We start from the raw sequence: 16,969 nt of genomic DNA, 5'->3' as shown, positions 1-16,969 counted from the left end.
ACAACACTACATATACTGTGAAATGGCATCCATTGCCTGGGACAGATTCTTCTTGTCCAATGCGGAGAAGGGGATCATCACATCACCCTCTTCAAAGTCGATCGTCTCCCTGACCACCTTAAGGTGCTTCTGCAGCTTGCTTTTTGGAATCTTGTCCATCTTGGTGCATATCATCATCACCGGAATCTCGAAATGCTTCAGATAATTGTACATCAGTACATCATCTTCCGTCGGCTTGTGCCTCAAGTCGACCAGCTGGATGACAGCCGCCAGCTCGTCCCTTTCCGCCAAGTAGCTCTCGATCATCCGGCCCCACTCTTCACGGGACTTCTTCGACTGCTTGGCATAGCCATAGCCGGGGACATCCACGAATATGAACTGATCGTCCATATTATAGAAGTTCAGCGTCTGCGTCTTCCCCGGCTTGGAAGAAGTCCTTGCGATATTCTTCCGGCCGGCCACCGCATTGATGAAGGAGGACTTGCCGACATTCGAGCGGCCGCTCAAAGCGATTTCCCGCAGGCCGGTCTTCGGATATTGGTCACTGCCTACGGCAGAGATGAGTATTTCTACATTGTTTGGATTGATTCTCATCGCTCTTCTTCCTTTCAGTAAAAAGAGCTGTCCATGGTTCAGACAGCTCTTTCAGGTATTATGCACTTTTACGGTTCAGTTGGATCTCTTCCCCGTTTTCATCGAAGAGCAGGGGTTCTGCTTCCTCTTCAATTGTCGCTCTTGTGATCTTCACCTTGCGGATATCTTCATTGGAAGGCACATTGAACATGATGTCCACCATGCGCTCCTCAATGATCGAACGGAGGCCGCGGGCCCCTGTTTTCCTTTCGATCGCCAGTTCACTGATGGCATTCAGTGCGTCCTGGTCGAATTCCAGTTCCACATTGTCTATCTCGAGCATCTTCTGATACTGCTTGACGAGCGCATTCTTCGGCTCTGTCAGAATGGAGTTGAGTGCATCGACATCGAGTTCCTCAAGGTAGCTGATGATCGGTACACGTCCGATGAATTCCGGAATCAAGCCGTAGCTCTGGAGATCGTCCGGACGGACTTTTTTCATGATCTCATCTTTGTCATTCGACTTTTCGGATGCACCGCCGAACCCGATGACCTTCTCGCCGATACGCCTCTTGATGATTTCATCCATGCCGTCGAAAGCGCCACCGAGGACGAAGAGGATGTTCTTCGTATCGATCTGGATGGATTCCTGGTTCGGATGTTTCCTGCCTCCTTGTGGCGGAACGCTTGCTGTTGTTCCTTCGAGAATCTTAAGAAGTGCCTGCTGGACGCCTTCACCGGAGACGTCCCTTGTGATGGAAGTGTTCTCGCTCTTGCGTGCGATCTTGTCGATTTCATCGACGTAGATGATGCCCTGTTCAGCACGTTCTACATCAAAGTCCGCTGCCTGGATCAGACGGAGGAGGATGTTCTCGACATCGTCCCCGACATAGCCCGCTTCAGTCAGGCTTGTTGCATCGGCGATGGCAAACGGCACATTGAGTGTCCTGGCCAGAGTCTGGGCGAGCAGTGTCTTACCGCTTCCTGTCGGTCCGATCAGCGCGATGTTACTCTTCGAGATTTCCACGCCGTCTTCCTGGTTCTGGTTGATGCGTTTATAGTGGTTATATACCGCTACACTCAGCGCACGCTTGGCATTGTCCTGCCCGATGACATAGTCATTCAGCGCCTCAAGTATTTCCTGCGGTTTCGGTATTTCTGTAAACACTTCAGTCTTCTCGGACTTCAGCTCTTCTTCGATGATTTCATGGCAGAGTTCGATACATTCGTTGCAGATGTAGACACCGCTGCCTGCGATCAATTTCTTCACCTGTTCCTGATCCTTGCCACAGAAGGAACAAGTGAGATTTGTGTCGTCTTCATTAAATTTAAACATTTTCAACACCTCTTTTTTCATTCCTGTAAAATATACTAGAAATCATCGTTAAAATCAAATATACAGTCTCGGAGCGCCATAAAGCTAAGAGCTCTGCAACGACCTGTTGCAGAGCTCTTGATTCATTTGTACTCTTTTGCCTGTTCTATTTCTGTTTCCTGTTGTCTACAAGTACATCGATTGCCTTCTGTACTTTGAGGTCGTCCTGGAGCATGGAGAGGTCGCCGAGAGTGGATTTGATGTCTTCCACTTTGATGCCGAACTGTTCGCTCATCTTTTCAAGCTCTTTGTCCATGTCCGCTTCAGTCACTTCGATGTCCTCATCAACAGCAATCTGCTTGAGCACGAGATTCGTACGTACACGCTTCTGTGCATCGTCCTTCATCTGTTCACGGAGTGCATCTTCGTCCTGGCCGGACAGCTGCTGGTACATCTCCATGTTGATGCCCTGCTGGGAGAGGCGCTGTTCGAATTCCTGGAGCATCCTGTCAGTTTCCGTCTTGACCATCGCTTCCGGCACATCGATTTCTGCATTTTCTGCAGCCTGCTCGATGAGCTGTTCCTTCATGGTCACATCCGCTTCATTTTCCTTCGCTTCTTTGAGGTCTTTTTCGACCTTCTCCTTCAAAGCGTCCACAGTTTCTACATCCTGATCGAGTTCCTTGACGAGTTCGTCGTCGAGTTCAGGAATCTCCTTGGATTTCATGCTGTTGACTTTGACTTTGAAAGTCGCTTCTTTGCCAGCAAGTTCTTCTGCATGGTATTCCTCAGGGAAAGTGACGTTGACATCCTTCTCCTCTTCAACACCCATGCCGACTACCTGTTCTTCGAAGCCTGGGATGAAGCTGCCGGAACCGATTTCGAGTTCGTAGCCTTCAGCCTGGCCGCCTTCGAACTGTTCACCATCTATATAGCCGTCGAAGTCGAGGTTGACGACGTCTCCCTCTTCAACTTTTCCGTCTTCCTTAACAACCATGTCAGCATGTGCTTCGAGCATGTTGTCGATTTCCTTCTGAACATCCTCTTCAGTCACTTCCGTGTCAAGCTCTTCAGCTTCAAGCCCTTTGTATTCGCCGAGCTTCACTTCAGGTTCCACGATGACTTTCGCAGTGAAGATGAGGTCTTTGCCCTTCTCCATCTGCTCGATGTCCACTTCAGGCTGATCCACAGGATTGATGTCCGCTTCATTTACAGCTTCTGTATAAGCTTTTGGAAGCAGGATATCCAGTGCATCCTGGTAAAGGGATTCTACACCGAAACGCTTTTCGAACATTTGGCGCGGCACTTTGCCTTTTCTGAATCCTGGAATGCTTACATCTTTTGAAACTTTCTTGAATGCTTCATTGAGAGCACCGTCAACTTCCTTTGCAGGGACTGTGACAGTCAGAACTCCTTCGTTACCCTCTTGTTTTTCCCACTTTTGAGACATATTCTTATTCCTCCGTTAGTCCATGATTTCAATCAACCAATATAGTATAACATATCACTTTTTCATATCCAACATTTGATTTACAGCCTTCATTCCCCGGCAATCGACTGCTCGAGCGCCCGGATCCAGGAGACTGCCTGGGGGTTGGCCGCGACTTCATACTCGATGTTCACCATACCGAGTATCTCCTCCAGATATGCAGCCACCATATCCTCTGTCCCAAAAGGCGGCTCGACCGGGTAGCAGTAGAGCATATGCGACATCAGCATGGCAGCCGCCGACTCGGCAAACTGCGGAATCCTGTCCTCCACTTCATCCATGACACGCGCACTGATCGACCTGAAGGGACCTTCCTCAAGGTCATGCAGTTCTCCGGGGACGACCTCTATCCTTTTACCCATCTTATGGACGGCGAGCACATTTTCGTCCCCCGCCGTCCTCAGATACAGTAGCATGAACGTCAGCAGTTCAGGGTTATCCTCCGCCGCCGCCGCGTTCCGGATGAGCTCCCGGTATCGGTCATCCGCCTCTTCAATGATCCGCTTCAGGAAATCCATCCGTTCATAGGACTGCATATCATTGTAGGAGTCGGCATCGACTTCCGGCATTTCAGACATCGAAGCCTCTTTCTTCTCGTCAATTGCCTTCTTCGCCCGGTGGCGGAGCGCCGCCACTTCAATCCGGAAGTCATGGGGGATTTCCTCCTTCATGAGATGGTCGGAGAATTCGACCACCTCGAAATACCGCTCCTGGCTCAGGAGTCCTTCGAGCAGGTGGCGCATGTGCACATCATAATGTCCGCGCCCGGCATTCATCTGCAGCAGGGCATAATCGATGATCTCATCATGCTTTCCGATGGCGGAAAGCGCCCGGTAGAACTGTTCGATCAGGCCGATGTCCGGCTCCAGAAGTGCTTCGTATCTTCTGAACTTCTCGACGAATTCCGCATGATCGTCATTCTGACGGTCGGCTTCCATGTCGCGTTCCATCTTGCCGAGGAACCGGCGGTGGGAGATGACCTTATCGTCCATAGGCATCCTTGATGATCAGTTCGCTCCATGATTCGTAAGGGGACCGCTCCGCCAGCTGGTCGTCCTTTTCCCAGATGAGCTCAAGTGTATCCTCCTCATGCGACGCAACATCCGCTTCCTCGACCGTCACCTTGAATACGACACCGATATGGACACGGCCCACCTCGTTATCATCGTCGTTGATCAGACCGACGATTTCTATATCTTCGAGCTGTTCCTGGGAGAGTCCCACCTCCTCAGAAAGTTCCCGTCCTGCATTGATGTAAAGCTTTTCTTCGATGCCGGAAGCATCCGGTACATCATTCATATGCCCGCCGACACCAATCGACAGCATGCCGTGCAGGCGCGCTTCACCACCGCCATTCAGGCGTTTGTAGACGAGTGTTTTCCCATTGTCGGAAGTGATTATGACATAACCGACCAGCTGCTTGTACGCCGGATCTTCCTCCATGTCCCCCCGCCGCTTCACTTCGAACTTGGGAAGGGTCGAAATAATGTTTTCGTACCTCCTGTCGTTCATGCCAATGAAACCATTGAAGGCATCCGCCTCATCATTAAAAAGAACATCCCTCGGTACTACGAGAATAGGTTCATCAAATTTGCTCATCATAATTCTCCTTTATATGAAGTCATAATAATTTTATAGAAGCCTGTTTTGTTTGTAAAATAAAAAAACCCTCCACGAAGGAGGGCGGTTACGTCCCAGGAGGGAGTCGAACCCCCGACCTACAGCTTAGGAGGCTGTCGCTCTATCCTGCTGAGCTACTGGGACATCATCTGGAATGATAAAAAAAGGAACCCCACTCAAGGGGGTTCTTTCATAGCGTCCTGGGAGGGATTCGAACCCCCGACCGATAGCTTAGAAGGCTATTGCTCTATCCAGCTGAGCTACCAGGACTGAATCGGACAAGTACAATTATAATCAAAAGGTCCCCTCTAAGTCAAACACCTATTTGAAATAATTCATGTTTTATTACACTAGCGGATATTCCGCTTCAGGGCTGCCCTGCATCGTACTCCCTTTTCAGCTGCCGGTACATGATGCAGTCGTGATAATGGTCGTACAGGAACTCGTAGTCTGCAAGTACAGCTTCCTTCGTGAATCCCATTGCCTCGGGCAGGGCCCGGCTCCTGTAGTTGTATTCTCCGCAGATGATCTCTATCCGGTTCAGTTCGAGCGTGCTGAATCCATATTCCACAAGCTTTCGGACGGACCGCATGACGAGCCCCTTCCCCTCCCCTTCCTTCGAGATCCAGTAGCCGAGTTGGCCGCGCCTGCTGAGGAAGAATATTTCATTATATCCGCACATCCCGACGAACTCCCCCTTATGGAAGATGCCGAGCTGCAGGCCGACGCCGTTGTCGATATCCTCCTGCCATGCTTTTATCACACCGATATAGTCCTCTGCACTGGTCATGTAGTCGACCCATGGCAGCCACTTCCTGAGATGGCCGCGGTTCTGGTCCACTGTATTGAATACCATCGCCCGGTCACCCTGTTCCATGGCCTTCAGTTCTATATCCGCGTCCACTTTTATCCTCACCATATTATGATCCCTCTGTCATGATTAGTCGGTTTTGGCCATATATTGCCCTATGAGATGATCTTCTTTCTCACATCCGGGTCGATGGTGCATGACATCCTGTCATTCAGCCGATACCTGTTCCTTGCGATCAGCCTGTAGAGGGCATTCCGCCAGCAGACGGGAATGGCCTTCAGCAATCTGACGGGCCTGAAGCCCGTCGCATCGGCAGCCACTTCGATGACGGCATCGGAATGGATGTACATGTCATCGGAGTAGTACACGACGGAATCGATGTCCTCCGGCACAATCCCTTCCAGCTCCTTTATGGAGCTGAAGCGTATGGCGTCCTTTCGGTCCAGAGCAGTGATGATCTTCGCAAAACGGTTGCAGATGATGCAATCGTCATCGAAATAAAGTATATTCATATTTGACCCTCCTGACTTTCAAACTCATTGTGAAAGGATGCATCATGCCTATGAAGAATCCAGGCAGAATATTTCTCGCCACGTTTTTCACCGCACTCTCCATACTCTACCTGACCGGCAGATATACGACATTTGAAATGCACCCCCCGATCTTCATTATCCTGTCCATCGTACTGCTCGTCTTCCTCGGTTCTGCCATGCGGGACAGCCACGGACGGGGGACGATCGAATGGGCGATGCTCATGCTTACAGTACTGATGCTCATGACTGCGCTCATGGCCTAGAGCGTATCCAGATCCACTTCCTTGATCACCTCATGCTCCCTGTCCAGGAAGGTGACGACATTGCTGGATGTGTCGAGCACCGCATAGGACTCCACGAGTTCACCCTTGGAGTTTGAGATGCTTCCCGGATTGATGCAGAAGACGCCACCTACATCTTCGGCCTTCGCCACATGAGAATGGCCGTAGAATGCATACGTGGCATCGTATTCCCTGGCGCGGTCTGCCAGCACTTCCCGGCCCTTCTTGACATCGTAGTAGTGTCCATGTGTATAGAAGACGCCCGATGTTTCGTGATGCCCTTCTATAGGGTAGCGGCTGTCCGTATCCACATTTCCCCTGACACGTTCGAAATGCACCATCTCGGTATCGTCGTAGTTGAACTCACTGTCCCCAAGGTGGATGTTCAGATCGCCTGCATTTCTGCCATATGCCTCATATACGACCCCCTTTTCACCATGGTTGTCACTTACGATCAGAATCCTCATTGCCATCATCTCCATCAAAGTGTATTAATGCATCGAATAATTCGGTGTCTTCCCGAAGCCGGTCCAATGCATTTCTTCTATGGCTTATTTCCCCTTTTTCCTCGGCACTAACCATGCCGAGCAGCCTGCCATCCTCCGTCCGGAAGAGCGGGTCATATCCGAATCCACCCCCACCCTGAGGGGATTCGAGGATTTCACCATGGAGCTTTCCTTCGTACGTCCGTGTCTCCCGGCCCGGCATGGCGAGGGCGATGACACATGTGAAATGTGCAGTGCGGTCCCCGACACCTTCCAGTTCGGACAGGAGCCTGCTGTTGTTCTCCTCATCCGTCGCATCCACTCCAGCAAACCTTGCCGAATAGACGCCTGGCGCACCGTCCAATGCATCGACGCTGAGGCCCGAATCATCACTCAGGACGGGCATGTCGAGCGCCTCTGCAGCTGCTTCCGCCTTGAGTATGGCATTGCCCCTGAATGTATCCTCCGTCTCATCCACCGAAAAGCCGGGCAGCATCTCCTTTATGCCGATGATTTCATCATCGGGGAATATCGCCCTGAAATCATTGATCTTCCCTTCGTTTCCGCTGGCGACCACTATTCTGACCATCATGCATTCCTCCTTAAAGTTCAACCTGTTCCAATGTGTACTTCATGAAGGGCATCCAGTCCTTCAGTATATACTCGAAACGGGACGTCTCCCCATTTACAATCATCAGGTGGCGCGGCTCCGATTCGGGTGGAGCATGCGAATCGAAGAGCGTCAGTATGGCACTCACTTCCCGTGCGGTTTCGTACCCGGAGTCGATCACTTTCTTCCTGCCATCGAAATAGTCCCTGATTTCATTAGCCAGCAGGGGATAGTGTGTACACCCCAATATGACGGTATCCGCCCTGGAATCCGCCAGATGCTTCAAAGTCTGGTGGAGGACGATCCGGACCACCACACGGTCCTTGTACCGCAGTTCTTCGACGAGTGGGACGAATTTCGGGCATGCGGTGCTCTGGACGCTGAAATTGCGGTTGATGTGCCATATCGCTTCCGGGTAGGCCCCGGACTGCACTGTCCCTTCCGTCGCCAGCACGATGACATTCTGGTTCGTACTGCCCTGTATCGCACTTCTTGCCCCCGGCTCTATGACGCCGATCACCGGTATGTCATATCGTTCCTTCAACGTATCAAGCGCTGCCGCCGTAGCGGTGTTGCAGGCCACGACAAGCATCTTTATGCCCCGGTCCACGAGATGGTCGGCCACTTCTATTGTGAACCGCCTCACCTCCTCCATCGGACGGCTGCCATAGGGACATCGGTCGAGATCTCCGAAATAGATGATCGACTCGTCAGGCAGCTGCCTCATGATCTCGCTTGCCACCGTGAGGCCGCCAACACCAGAATCCATCACACCGATCGGTCTACTCATGGCTCCGTTTTTCACTTTCTTGCAGAATCGACTCCAGTATGACCGGAAGCATCTCCTTTTCATCGGCCGAGAGATGTGATGTGATTTCCGAAATATAGGATATGCGCTTGGCGATGACCTCTTTGATGATCTGATGCCCCTTGTCCTGCATCAGCACCAGCACGATCCTCTTGTCCTTCTCATACTTCTGCCTTTTTACGAATGCACCATTCTCAAGCTTATCGACGATATCGGTGGTGGTTGAATGCGCCAGATCCAGCCTGTTCGACAATTCCCCGATGGTGATGCCCTCCTTGTCGTCCACCCACTGTAGGGCGACGAACTGAAGAGGTGAAAGTTCGTATTTCTTCAATATTTCCCGTCCATGGCTTTTGACATGGGCGGATATGTATCTGATTGATTTCTCTATCGATATGATCGATTCCCTATCACTCATTGACCCCAGTCCTTCTCGCTTATTTCCTTCATTATAACGTACTTGAAAATAAAAAAATAGGAAGAGCAGCGCTCTTCCCATTTCAGATTATTCTACTTCATGGTCGCTTCCGAAGAAGGATTTGAACATATGGAAGTTCGTCTCCCTTTGCATTGCAGCAATGGAAGTGGTGAGCGGGATGCCTTTAGGGCATGCTTTGACACAGTTCTGTGCCATGCCGCATTCAGCGACACCGCCGACGCCCATGAGGGCATCGAGCCTTTCATTCTTGTTCATGCTGCCTGTCGGGTGCAGGTTGAACAGTCTGACCTGACTGACCGGTGCAGCACCCATGAACTTGGAGCTGTCATTGACGTTCGGGCACACTTCAAGGCATACGCCGCACGTCATGCATTTTGAAAGTTCATAGGCTGTCTGACGTTTCTTCTCAGGCATGCGCGGTCCTGGACCGAGGTCGTAAGTACCATCGATCGGTACCCATGCCTTGACGCGCTTCAGGCTGTCGAACATGAATGAACGGTCGACCTGAAGGTCTTTCACGATAGGGAAAGTGGACATCGGCTCCAGCTTGACCGGCTGATCGAGCTGATCGATCAATGCTGTACAGGACTGGCGGGCGTTGCCGTTAATGACCATTGAACATGCACCACAGACTTCCTCAAGACAGTTCATGTCCCAAGTGACCGGTGTCGTCTTCTCACCTTTGGTGTTCACCGGGTTCCTTTGGATTTCCATCAATGCGCTGATCACGTTCATGTTCTCGCGGTATGGAACTTCAAATTCTTCCCAGTATGGCTTTGATTCAGTATTTTCCTGACGTTTTATATTGAATCTTACTGTTTTTTCACTCATTTACTTTTTAGCACTCCCTTCCGACTTTGCAGAGTAGTCTCTTTTACGTGGCGGGATGAGGCTGACATCAACATCTTCATATTCAAAGCGCGGCGCTTCGTCCGGACCTTCGAAATGTGCTTTTGTCGTCTTGAGCCATTCCTCATCATTACGTTCAGGGAATTCAGGCTTGTAGTGGGCACCGCGGGATTCATTCCGGTTGTAGGCGCCGATCGTGATGACACGTGCAAGGACAAGCATGTTCCAGAGCTGACGGGTGAAGAATGCCGCCTGGTTGCTCCACTTCTTGGTGTCGTTGATGTTGATGCGCTTATAGCGCTCCATGAGTTCAACGATGCGTTTATCCGTCTCAAGAAGCTTGTCGTTGTGACGCACGACAGTGACGTTGTCCGTCATCAGTTCACCGAGCTCCTTATGGATGACATAGGCGTTCTCATCGCCGTCCATGCTCATGATGTTGTCGAATTTCTCCTGTTCTGCTTTCGCGTGCTTCTCATAGATGGAATCATCCAGATCTTCGAATGAAGTGTCCAGACCTTTGACATATTCGATCGCGTTTGGTCCTGCGACCATTCCGCCATAGATGGCTGAAAGCAGTGAGTTTGCGCCGAGACGGTTTCCACCATGCTGTGAATAGTCACACTCTCCGGCTGCAAACAGTCCAGGTATATTCGTCATCTGATCGAAATCGACGTAGAGGCCGCCCATCGAATAGTGGACTGCAGGGAAGATCTTCATCGGAACTTTACGTGGATCGTCCCCTGTAAACTTCTCATAGATTTCGATGATGCCGCCGAGTTTGACGTCAAGCTCATGCGGATCCTTATGGGAGAGGTCCAGATAGACCATGTTCTCACCATTGATGCCGAGTTTCTGGTTTACACAGACGTCGAATATTTCACGTGTCGCGATATCCCTTGGCACCAGGTTTCCGTAGTCCGGATACTTCTCTTCAAGGAAGTACCATGGTTTGCCGTCTTTATATGTCCATATGCGTCCACCTTCACCACGGGCGGATTCACTCATCAGTCTGAGCTTGTCATCCCCAGGGATCGCCGTCGGGTGGATCTGGATGAACTCACCATTTGCATAGATGGCACCCTGCTGGTATACGACGGATGCAGCAGACCCTGTATTGATCATGGAGTTTGTGGATTTGCCGAAGATGATCCCCGGACCACCTGTCGCCATGACCACAGCATCCGATTTGAACGTCTCTATTTCAGCATTGGTCATCTGCTGTGCCGTAATTCCGCGTGCGCGTCCTTCGTCATCGAGGACGACACCAAGGAATTCCCAGCCTTCGAACTTGCGGACAAGACCATCCACTTCATATTTCCTGACCTGCTCATCCAGGGCATACAGCAGCTGCTGCCCAGTCGTCGCCCCTGCATATGCAGTCCTGTGGTGCAGCGTGCCACCAAAACGCCTGAAGTCAAGCAGACCTTCCGGCGTCCTGTTGAACATGACACCCATGCGGTCCAGCAGGTGGATGATTTGAGGCGCAGCATCCGTCATTGCTTTGACCGGAGGCTGGTTGGCCAGGAAGTCCCCACCGTAGACTGTGTCGTCAAAGTGGATTGCTGGAGAGTCGCCCTCACCTTTCGTGTTGACCGCTCCATTGATTCCACCTTGAGCACATACGGAGTGAGAACGTTTTACGGGCACAATTGAGAACAGGTCCACCTCAGCGCCTGTCTCAGCTGCTTTTATCGTTGCCATCAATCCGGCGAGTCCGCCACCGACAACGATGATTTTATCATTAGCCATTCTGTCCACTCCTTATTAAATAAATGCCAATATTGCTTGTACACCGATGAAGCTGACTACTACGAAAATGACAGCAGTTACGTAGCTCATCACACGCTGTGACTTGTCGGACTGTGTGAAGCCCCATGTCACCATGAACGACCAGAGACCATTGGCGAAATGGTAGACGGTCGCGATGATACCTATGATGTAGAACACCAGCCATGCCGGGTTCGTAACAATCTGATGCACCATATCGAAGTTGACCTCTTCACCAAAGAACACCTGAACACGCGTCTGATACACGTGGATGGCGATGAAGATGAATGCAATCACGCCGCTGATCCTCTGAAGAAGAAACATCCAGTTCCTGTATGTACTGTAGTGTCCGACATTGTACTTTGCAGTAAATGCAATGTAGATACCGTAGATACCGTGGAATAGAATTGGAATATAGATGATGAAGATCTCCAAAAATAGTACAAAAGGCAGATTACCCATAAACTCTGATGCTGCGTTGAACGCTTCTTCACTTCTTGTAGCCGTATGGTTGACCAATAGGTGCTGTATCAGGAAGACACCTAAAGGAATGACCCCCAGCAAAGAATGAAGGCGCCTGATCGCAAAACTTGAATCTTGTTTCGACACTCGAATTCCCCCCTAACTCTCCAATGAAATAAGTTTACACATCCATCATTTTACTCTCAAGGTATGCATAAATCAAGACAACTTGGATTCTTGCACAAAAAAAGATTGTGAAAATTCAAACGTGTCGATCAGGCCTTCAAAGTCTCTAAAATCCTTTTTGCGATCGGTGCCGGAATCCCTATTTCTGTGAAATCCTCTATTTCCTTTTCTCTCATCCGCTTTATGGATCCGAAATGACTCAGCAGTTTCTGCTTGCGCTTCGGCCCCACACCTTCGATGCCATCGAGCTTCGATGTGACTGACGTCTTCCGGCGTGTATTCCTATGGAAGCTGATGGCGAACCGGTGGACCTCGTCCTGGATCCTTTGAAGCAGGTAGAATTCCTGCGAATTCTTCTTGAGCGGTACGATGGACGCCTGGTCGCCGTAGAGCAGTTCAGCCGTCTTGTGCTTTTCATTCTTCGCGAGCCCTGCCACCGGAATTTCCAGTGACAATTCATCCATCAGCACGGATTTGACCGTGTTCATGTGGCCGACGCCGCCATCGACGATGATCAGGTCCGGCAATGGGAGCCCTTCCTTCAACACCCGTGTGTATCTGCGCCTGACGGCCTCTGCCATCGATGCATAGTCATCCGGCTGGGTCACCGTCCGGATCTTGTACTTGCGGTAGTCCCGCTTGCTCGGACGGCCGTCCACGAAGGCCACCATGACGCTGACCGGGTCGACACCCTGTATATTCGAGTTGTCGAAGGCCTCTATCCGGATCGGCGTCTCGATGTTGAGCACCTCTCCGAGGGACTCTATCGCCTTGACCGTCCGCGCTTCATCCTTGTCGATCATCTCGAACTTGTTTTCAAGCGCGATCTCCGCATTTTTGATTGCCAAGTCGACCATTTCCTTCTTCTGTCCCTTTTTGGGCTGGACGACCGCCACCGGCAGATATTCATCTATGATCTTCTGATCCAGCCCTTTGGCGATATGGACTTCCTTCGGCAGAAGGTTGGATTTCAGGTCATAGAACTGTGCGATGTACCGGAAGAACTCCTCCTGTACATCATCATTGATCGGAAACATGTCCGCCTTCTTTTCAATGAGGTTGCCGTTTCTGATGAGCAGCACAGAAATGGCCATCCATCCTTTGGAGACGCTGTAGCCGAAGCAATCCCTTGCAGTCATATCCTTGGTCATCATCTTCTGCTTGTTCATGGTCGCCTCGATATGTCCGAGAAGATCCCGGTACTCCTTCGCCTTCTCAAATTCCAATGCTTCCGAAGCGGCATTCATCTTTTCCTTCAGTTCATCGGTGATCTGCTTCGTATCGCCATTCAGAAAACGGGTGATGCCATCGATCATTTCCTTGTATTGTTCCTGCTGGACATCATAGACGCACGGTCCCAGGCACTGCCCGATATGATAATAGAGACACAGCTTGTCGGGCATGGTATTGCATTTTCTGAGGGGGTATATGCGGTCCAGCAGCTTCTTCGTCTCATGTGCGCTGTAGGCGTTCGGATAGGGCCCGAAATAGGTCCCGGTAGCGGGCTTCACCGTTCTTGTGACGATGAGTTTCGGATGCTCTTCCTTTGTGATCTTGATGAATGGATAGCTCTTGTCATCCTTGAGCAGTATATTGTACCGCGGATAGTGCTTCTTGATCAGATTGAGTTCGAGCAGCAGCGACTCCACCTCGGAGTTTGTCACGATGAAGTCGAAATCCGTAATCTCCTTGACGAGCCGCATCGTCTTCTCATCATGCGCTCCGGTGAAATATGACCGCACCCTGTTCCGGAGGTTTTTGGCCTTGCCCACATATATGACGATTCCATGCCTGTCCTTCATCAGGTAGCATCCTGGTTCAGTCGGCAATACCGACAGTTTCAATTTGAGTTCTTCCATAGCGATCCCTCTATATTTCATGATAAAAAAGCCGCCCGAGGGCGGCTGTATCAATTATGCATGTTTTTCGATAAGTGAAACGAGCTGTTCTTTAGGCTGGAAGCCGACCACTTTATCCACCGGCTGGCCATCCTTGAACAGGATAAGTGTTGGAATGCTCATGACTTCGTACTCGCTGGCCGTCGCCTGGTTGTCGTCGACGTTCAGTTTGGCGATGTCCGCTTTCCCTTCGACATCCTGTGCAACTTCTTCAAGAACCGGTGCGATCATTTTACAAGGTCCACACCAAGGTGCCCAGAAGTCCACCAATTTGATGCCGCTTCCCACTTCTTCTTTAAAGTTCTGATCATTCACTTCTATAATAGCCATATAAAATACCTCCATTAGGTTAAGTTATGAAACAAGTATAGCATGAGGATATATTTGTCCTCAATTTTACTGCCTAGGCAAAGAACATCAGATAGATGACACCGCTCAGAAACATGAGGATGCCGGCAGCTATCAGTATCTTCGCCAGCTTATACATATCAAAATTATCCATCCGGACACCTACTTCATTTCAACTATGGTCACTCCGAAGCCGCCTTCGCTCGGCATGCCGCCCCTGAATGACTTCACTTTGGAATGGGACTTCAGGAACTGCTGAACGCCTTTCTGCAGCGCACCCGTCCCCTTGCCGTGGATGATCTCCACTTCATTATAATTCGAGAGTATCACCTGATCCAGATATCTGTCCAGTTTCTGGATAGCCTCCTCATAGCGCTCTCCCCTGAGGTCGAGTTCCCGCTTCACCGGAGATTTTCCGATTCGCCTCGATACGGTGCGTTGCTGCTTCTCCTTCTTGCGCCGCTTCACTTCGTCCTTGCCGACCTTCATCTTGATGATGCCCATCTGGACGGTGATGGAGTCGTCCTTCACTTCGATCACTTCGCCCTTCTGGCCATAGGAGAGCACATCGACTTCATCCCCCGGGGATATCTGTTCGATCTTTTCCGCCCGCTCCTTCTTGCGTATATCCTCCTGCTGGTAGCTGTCGGACAGCGCCTTCTTCTGGTCGATCAGTTCATGCTCCTGGATGTCGGCGCCGAGTTTCTTCATATCTTCAAGGGTGCGTATGATGTCATCTGCCTTTGCCTCGGCATCCTTTATGACCCGGTTCGCCTTTTCACGCGCTTCTTTTCTGAGCTTTTCCTTATAGGCTTCATAATCGTTCATATAGGATTTCAGCTCGTTGTGGAGCCTTTCGGATTCCCTGAGCAGTTCATGCGTTTCCCGCTCATTGTCCTGGGCGGTCTTCGTATGCCGCTCAAGGGCTGAAATCATGTCGTTGACATCCGTGGAATCCCGCCCTGCGAGTTTCCTTGCCCGGTCGATGACCGTCTCGTCGAGCCCAAGCTTGTTCGATATTTCAAAGGCATTGGACTTGCCGGGGATGCCCATCAAGAGACGATAGGTCGGCGACAGCGTCTCCACATCGAATTCCACACTGGCATTGACCGTATCCTCCCTTGTATAGCTGAAGGATTTCAACTGCGGGTAGTGCGTCGTCGCCACGACCGTAGTGTGTCTGTCGAGCAGATATTCCAAAATGCTGATCGCCAGCGCCGCACCTTCTTCCGGATCCGTACCCGCCCCGAGCTCATCCAACAGGACGAGGCTGTTGTCATCCGCCTCTTCAAGGATGCCGGTGATGTTCGTCATGTGGCTCGAGAAGGTCGAGAGGGACTGCTCGATGGACTGTTCATCACCGATGTCACTGTAGACCTTTCCGAACAGCCGCAGGCGGCTGCCGTCACGGGCCGGCACGGGGATTCCTGCCTGGGCCATGAGCACACTGAGGCCGATGGTCTTGATCGTCACGGTCTTCCCGCCGGTGTTCGGTCCGGTGATGATGACGGCCAGTGTCTCCTCATCCATCTCGATGTCGTTCTTCACGACTTCATCACCTGGAATCAACGGGTGGAAGGCGGCGGGCAGATAGATGCCGCCCGAGGCCATCACCTCGGGTTTCGAGCCCCGGATCTTCGCCCCATACTTCGCTTTGGCGAACACCATGTCTATATGGTGCAGCGCATCATCAGTCATGCCGAGCTCTTCTGATACCTCGGCGACTTCGGATGACAGCTGGTAGAGGATGCGTTCGACCTCCGACTGTTCCTCCTCCCTCAGCCTCTGGATCTGATTGGTCATCTGGACGACGGCCATCGGCTCCATATAGACCGTCTGTCCACTTGAGGAGATGTCGTGCACGATGCCATTGAATTCGCCCTGATGCTCCACCTTGACCGGGACCACATAGCGGTTGTTCCGCATCGTGATGAGGCTGTCAGAGAGCTTCTTCTGGCTGCCGCCGCGGATGATGTCATTCAAACGGTCCCGTATCCTGCCTTCCTCGGATTTGATCTTCCGTCTGATGCGGAGCAGTGCCTCCGAGGCATGGTCGAGCACCTGGCTCTCGTCGATCGTCTCCGTAATCCGCCTGTACAGGAAGTGGATGTCCGGCAGCCCGTTGATATAGACCGGCAGGTTCGGGAGGATGACCTCATCTTCCTCGAAATCATTGAACACCGCATTCAGGGCATGCTTGCGGCTGAGTACCGTCCTGATTTCATTCAGCTCCGGTACACCGAGCATGCTGCCGATCTCTGCACGCCTGACATGCCTCTTGATGTCCGTGATGCCGCCGAGTTCAACCGCCCTGTACCTCAGCATCGTCGAAGCATCATCTACTTCATTGATCATCTGCAGCACTTCTTCAAGATCGGTCGAGACGATGTCGGCAGTGATCACTTTCTTCGTCTTCCCGCTCTCTGCAAAGGCAGAAAGCTGGGAAAGTATCTTATTGAACTCCAATGCATTTATCGTTCTTTCATTCATTC

18 protein-coding genes and 2 tRNA genes are annotated in these 16,969 nt (G+C 51.2%); 1 reads left to right on the top strand and 19 read right to left on the bottom strand.

What is annotated here, in order from left to right:
* Positions 1 to 6: 6 nt before the first annotated feature.
* The 9 genes from yihA to LLU09_RS01150 all read right to left on the bottom strand — a co-directional run bounded on the left by yihA (position 7) and on the right by LLU09_RS01150 (position 6,320).
* A complete protein-coding gene (gene yihA / locus LLU09_RS01190; RefSeq protein WP_228310127.1) occupies positions 7 to 594 on the bottom strand; it encodes a ribosome biogenesis GTP-binding protein YihA/YsxC in 588 nt (195 codons plus the stop codon).
* A 58-nt stretch (positions 595 to 652) separates the two neighbouring features.
* Positions 653 to 1,909, bottom strand: coding sequence for an ATP-dependent Clp protease ATP-binding subunit ClpX (gene clpX / locus LLU09_RS01185; RefSeq protein WP_228310126.1), 1,257 nt, complete (start codon positions 1,907 to 1,909; stop codon positions 653 to 655).
* Between the two features lie 145 nt (positions 1,910 to 2,054).
* Positions 2,055 to 3,338 (bottom strand): trigger factor, encoded by a 1,284-nt coding sequence (gene tig / locus LLU09_RS01180; RefSeq protein WP_228310125.1) that lies wholly within the window; start codon positions 3,336 to 3,338, stop codon positions 2,055 to 2,057.
* Positions 3,339 to 3,427: 89 nt separating this feature from the next.
* Positions 3,428 to 4,369 (bottom strand): hypothetical protein, encoded by a 942-nt coding sequence (locus LLU09_RS01175; protein WP_228310124.1) that lies wholly within the window; start codon positions 4,367 to 4,369, stop codon positions 3,428 to 3,430.
* Positions 4,359 to 4,976, bottom strand: coding sequence for an NUDIX domain-containing protein (locus LLU09_RS01170; RefSeq protein ID WP_228310123.1), 618 nt, complete (start codon positions 4,974 to 4,976; stop codon positions 4,359 to 4,361). Before LLU09_RS01170 ends, LLU09_RS01175 begins: the two co-directional genes overlap by 11 nt.
* Before the next feature lie 91 nt (positions 4,977 to 5,067).
* A tRNA-Arg gene (locus LLU09_RS01165) sits at positions 5,068 to 5,141 on the bottom strand.
* 52 nt (positions 5,142 to 5,193) lie between these two features.
* Positions 5,194 to 5,267 (bottom strand) — tRNA-Arg (locus LLU09_RS01160).
* Between the two features lie 97 nt (positions 5,268 to 5,364).
* Entirely contained in the window at positions 5,365 to 5,916 is a 552-nt protein-coding gene (locus LLU09_RS01155) for a GNAT family N-acetyltransferase (RefSeq protein ID WP_228310122.1), read from the bottom strand.
* Between the two features lie 47 nt (positions 5,917 to 5,963).
* Complete coding sequence (locus LLU09_RS01150) at positions 5,964 to 6,320, bottom strand: thiol-disulfide oxidoreductase DCC family protein (RefSeq protein WP_228310121.1); 357 nt, start codon at positions 6,318 to 6,320, stop codon at positions 5,964 to 5,966.
* A gap of 50 nt (positions 6,321 to 6,370) precedes the next feature.
* On the opposite strand from LLU09_RS01150, the gene LLU09_RS01145 reads away from it, so the two are divergent.
* Positions 6,371 to 6,604 (top strand): hypothetical protein, encoded by a 234-nt coding sequence (locus LLU09_RS01145; protein ID WP_228310120.1) that lies wholly within the window; start codon positions 6,371 to 6,373, stop codon positions 6,602 to 6,604.
* Here LLU09_RS01145 and LLU09_RS01140 read toward each other — a convergent pair.
* The 10 genes from LLU09_RS01140 to LLU09_RS01095 form a co-directional block, all read right to left on the bottom strand.
* The gene (locus LLU09_RS01140; protein WP_228310119.1) at positions 6,601 to 7,089 is read right to left on the bottom strand and encodes a YfcE family phosphodiesterase; all 489 of its coding nucleotides are present in this window, start codon (positions 7,087 to 7,089) and stop codon (positions 6,601 to 6,603) included. The genes LLU09_RS01145 and LLU09_RS01140 overlap by 4 nt on opposite strands.
* Entirely contained in the window at positions 7,067 to 7,696 is a 630-nt protein-coding gene (gene rdgB, locus LLU09_RS01135; protein ID WP_228310118.1) for an RdgB/HAM1 family non-canonical purine NTP pyrophosphatase, read from the bottom strand. Before rdgB ends, LLU09_RS01140 begins: the two co-directional genes overlap by 23 nt.
* Positions 7,697 to 7,709: 13 nt before the next feature.
* Positions 7,710 to 8,507 (bottom strand): glutamate racemase, encoded by a 798-nt coding sequence (gene racE / locus LLU09_RS01130; RefSeq protein WP_228310117.1) that lies wholly within the window; start codon positions 8,505 to 8,507, stop codon positions 7,710 to 7,712.
* The gene (locus tag LLU09_RS01125) at positions 8,500 to 8,943 is read right to left on the bottom strand and encodes a MarR family winged helix-turn-helix transcriptional regulator (RefSeq protein WP_040106775.1); all 444 of its coding nucleotides are present in this window, start codon (positions 8,941 to 8,943) and stop codon (positions 8,500 to 8,502) included. The genes racE and LLU09_RS01125 overlap by 8 nt, the downstream gene beginning before the upstream one ends.
* Positions 8,944 to 9,030: 87 nt before the next feature.
* A complete protein-coding gene (gene sdhB / locus LLU09_RS01120) occupies positions 9,031 to 9,795 on the bottom strand; it encodes a succinate dehydrogenase iron-sulfur subunit (RefSeq protein ID WP_228310116.1) in 765 nt (254 codons plus the stop codon).
* Positions 9,796 to 11,565, bottom strand: a complete 1,770-nt coding sequence (gene sdhA, locus LLU09_RS01115; protein ID WP_228310115.1) for a succinate dehydrogenase flavoprotein subunit — start codon at positions 11,563 to 11,565, stop codon at positions 9,796 to 9,798.
* Positions 11,566 to 11,580: 15 nt separating this feature from the next.
* Positions 11,581 to 12,192: a succinate dehydrogenase cytochrome b558 subunit gene (locus LLU09_RS01110; RefSeq protein WP_228310114.1), complete on the bottom strand. Its 612-nt coding sequence runs from the start codon at positions 12,190 to 12,192 to the stop codon at positions 11,581 to 11,583.
* Between the two features lie 128 nt (positions 12,193 to 12,320).
* The gene (gene uvrC / locus LLU09_RS01105) at positions 12,321 to 14,090 is read right to left on the bottom strand and encodes an excinuclease ABC subunit UvrC (protein ID WP_228310113.1); all 1,770 of its coding nucleotides are present in this window, start codon (positions 14,088 to 14,090) and stop codon (positions 12,321 to 12,323) included.
* A 54-nt stretch (positions 14,091 to 14,144) separates the two neighbouring features.
* Positions 14,145 to 14,459, bottom strand: coding sequence for a thioredoxin (trxA, locus tag LLU09_RS01100; RefSeq protein ID WP_031544591.1), 315 nt, complete (start codon positions 14,457 to 14,459; stop codon positions 14,145 to 14,147).
* A gap of 180 nt (positions 14,460 to 14,639) precedes the next feature.
* Positions 14,640 to 16,967, bottom strand: coding sequence for an endonuclease MutS2 (locus LLU09_RS01095; protein ID WP_228310112.1), 2,328 nt, complete (start codon positions 16,965 to 16,967; stop codon positions 14,640 to 14,642).
* Positions 16,968 to 16,969 lie beyond the last annotated feature (2 nt).

This window comes from Salinicoccus sp. RF5 (genome assembly GCF_020786625.1).
GTDB lineage: Bacteria > Bacillota > Bacilli > Staphylococcales > Salinicoccaceae > Salinicoccus.
The sequence above is the reverse complement of the archived record's forward strand: the minus strand, read 5'-3'. Positions and strand labels throughout refer to the sequence as shown.

Excerpts from the sequence above, each read along its gene's own strand:
- yihA (WP_228310127.1), bottom strand. The coding sequence starts at position 594 with ATGAGAATCAATCCAAACAATGTAGAAATACTCATCTCTGCCGTAGGC.
- clpX (WP_228310126.1), bottom strand. The coding sequence starts at position 1,909 with ATGTTTAAATTTAATGAAGACGACACAAATCTCACTTGTTCCTTCTGT.
- tig (WP_228310125.1), bottom strand. The coding sequence starts at position 3,338 with ATGTCTCAAAAGTGGGAAAAACAAGAGGGTAACGAAGGAGTTCTGACT.
- LLU09_RS01175 (WP_228310124.1), bottom strand. The coding sequence starts at position 4,369 with ATGGACGATAAGGTCATCTCCCACCGCCGGTTCCTCGGCAAGATGGAA.
- LLU09_RS01170 (WP_228310123.1), bottom strand. The coding sequence starts at position 4,976 with ATGAGCAAATTTGATGAACCTATTCTCGTAGTACCGAGGGATGTTCTT.
- LLU09_RS01155 (WP_228310122.1), bottom strand. The coding sequence starts at position 5,916 with ATGGTGAGGATAAAAGTGGACGCGGATATAGAACTGAAGGCCATGGAA.
- LLU09_RS01150 (WP_228310121.1), bottom strand. The coding sequence starts at position 6,320 with ATGAATATACTTTATTTCGATGACGATTGCATCATCTGCAACCGTTTT.
- LLU09_RS01145 (WP_228310120.1), top strand. The coding sequence starts at position 6,371 with ATGAAGAATCCAGGCAGAATATTTCTCGCCACGTTTTTCACCGCACTC.
- LLU09_RS01140 (WP_228310119.1), bottom strand. The coding sequence starts at position 7,089 with ATGAGGATTCTGATCGTAAGTGACAACCATGGTGAAAAGGGGGTCGTA.
- rdgB (WP_228310118.1), bottom strand. The coding sequence starts at position 7,696 with ATGGTCAGAATAGTGGTCGCCAGCGGAAACGAAGGGAAGATCAATGAT.
- racE (WP_228310117.1), bottom strand. The coding sequence starts at position 8,507 with ATGAGTAGACCGATCGGTGTGATGGATTCTGGTGTTGGCGGCCTCACG.
- LLU09_RS01125 (WP_040106775.1), bottom strand. The coding sequence starts at position 8,943 with ATGAGTGATAGGGAATCGATCATATCGATAGAGAAATCAATCAGATAC.
- sdhB (WP_228310116.1), bottom strand. The coding sequence starts at position 9,795 with ATGAGTGAAAAAACAGTAAGATTCAATATAAAACGTCAGGAAAATACT.
- sdhA (WP_228310115.1), bottom strand. The coding sequence starts at position 11,565 with ATGGCTAATGATAAAATCATCGTTGTCGGTGGCGGACTCGCCGGATTG.
- uvrC (WP_228310113.1), bottom strand. The coding sequence starts at position 14,090 with ATGGAAGAACTCAAATTGAAACTGTCGGTATTGCCGACTGAACCAGGA.
- trxA (WP_031544591.1), bottom strand. The coding sequence starts at position 14,459 with ATGGCTATTATAGAAGTGAATGATCAGAACTTTAAAGAAGAAGTGGGA.
- LLU09_RS01095 (WP_228310112.1), bottom strand. The coding sequence starts at position 16,967 with ATGAATGAAAGAACGATAAATGCATTGGAGTTCAATAAGATACTTTCC.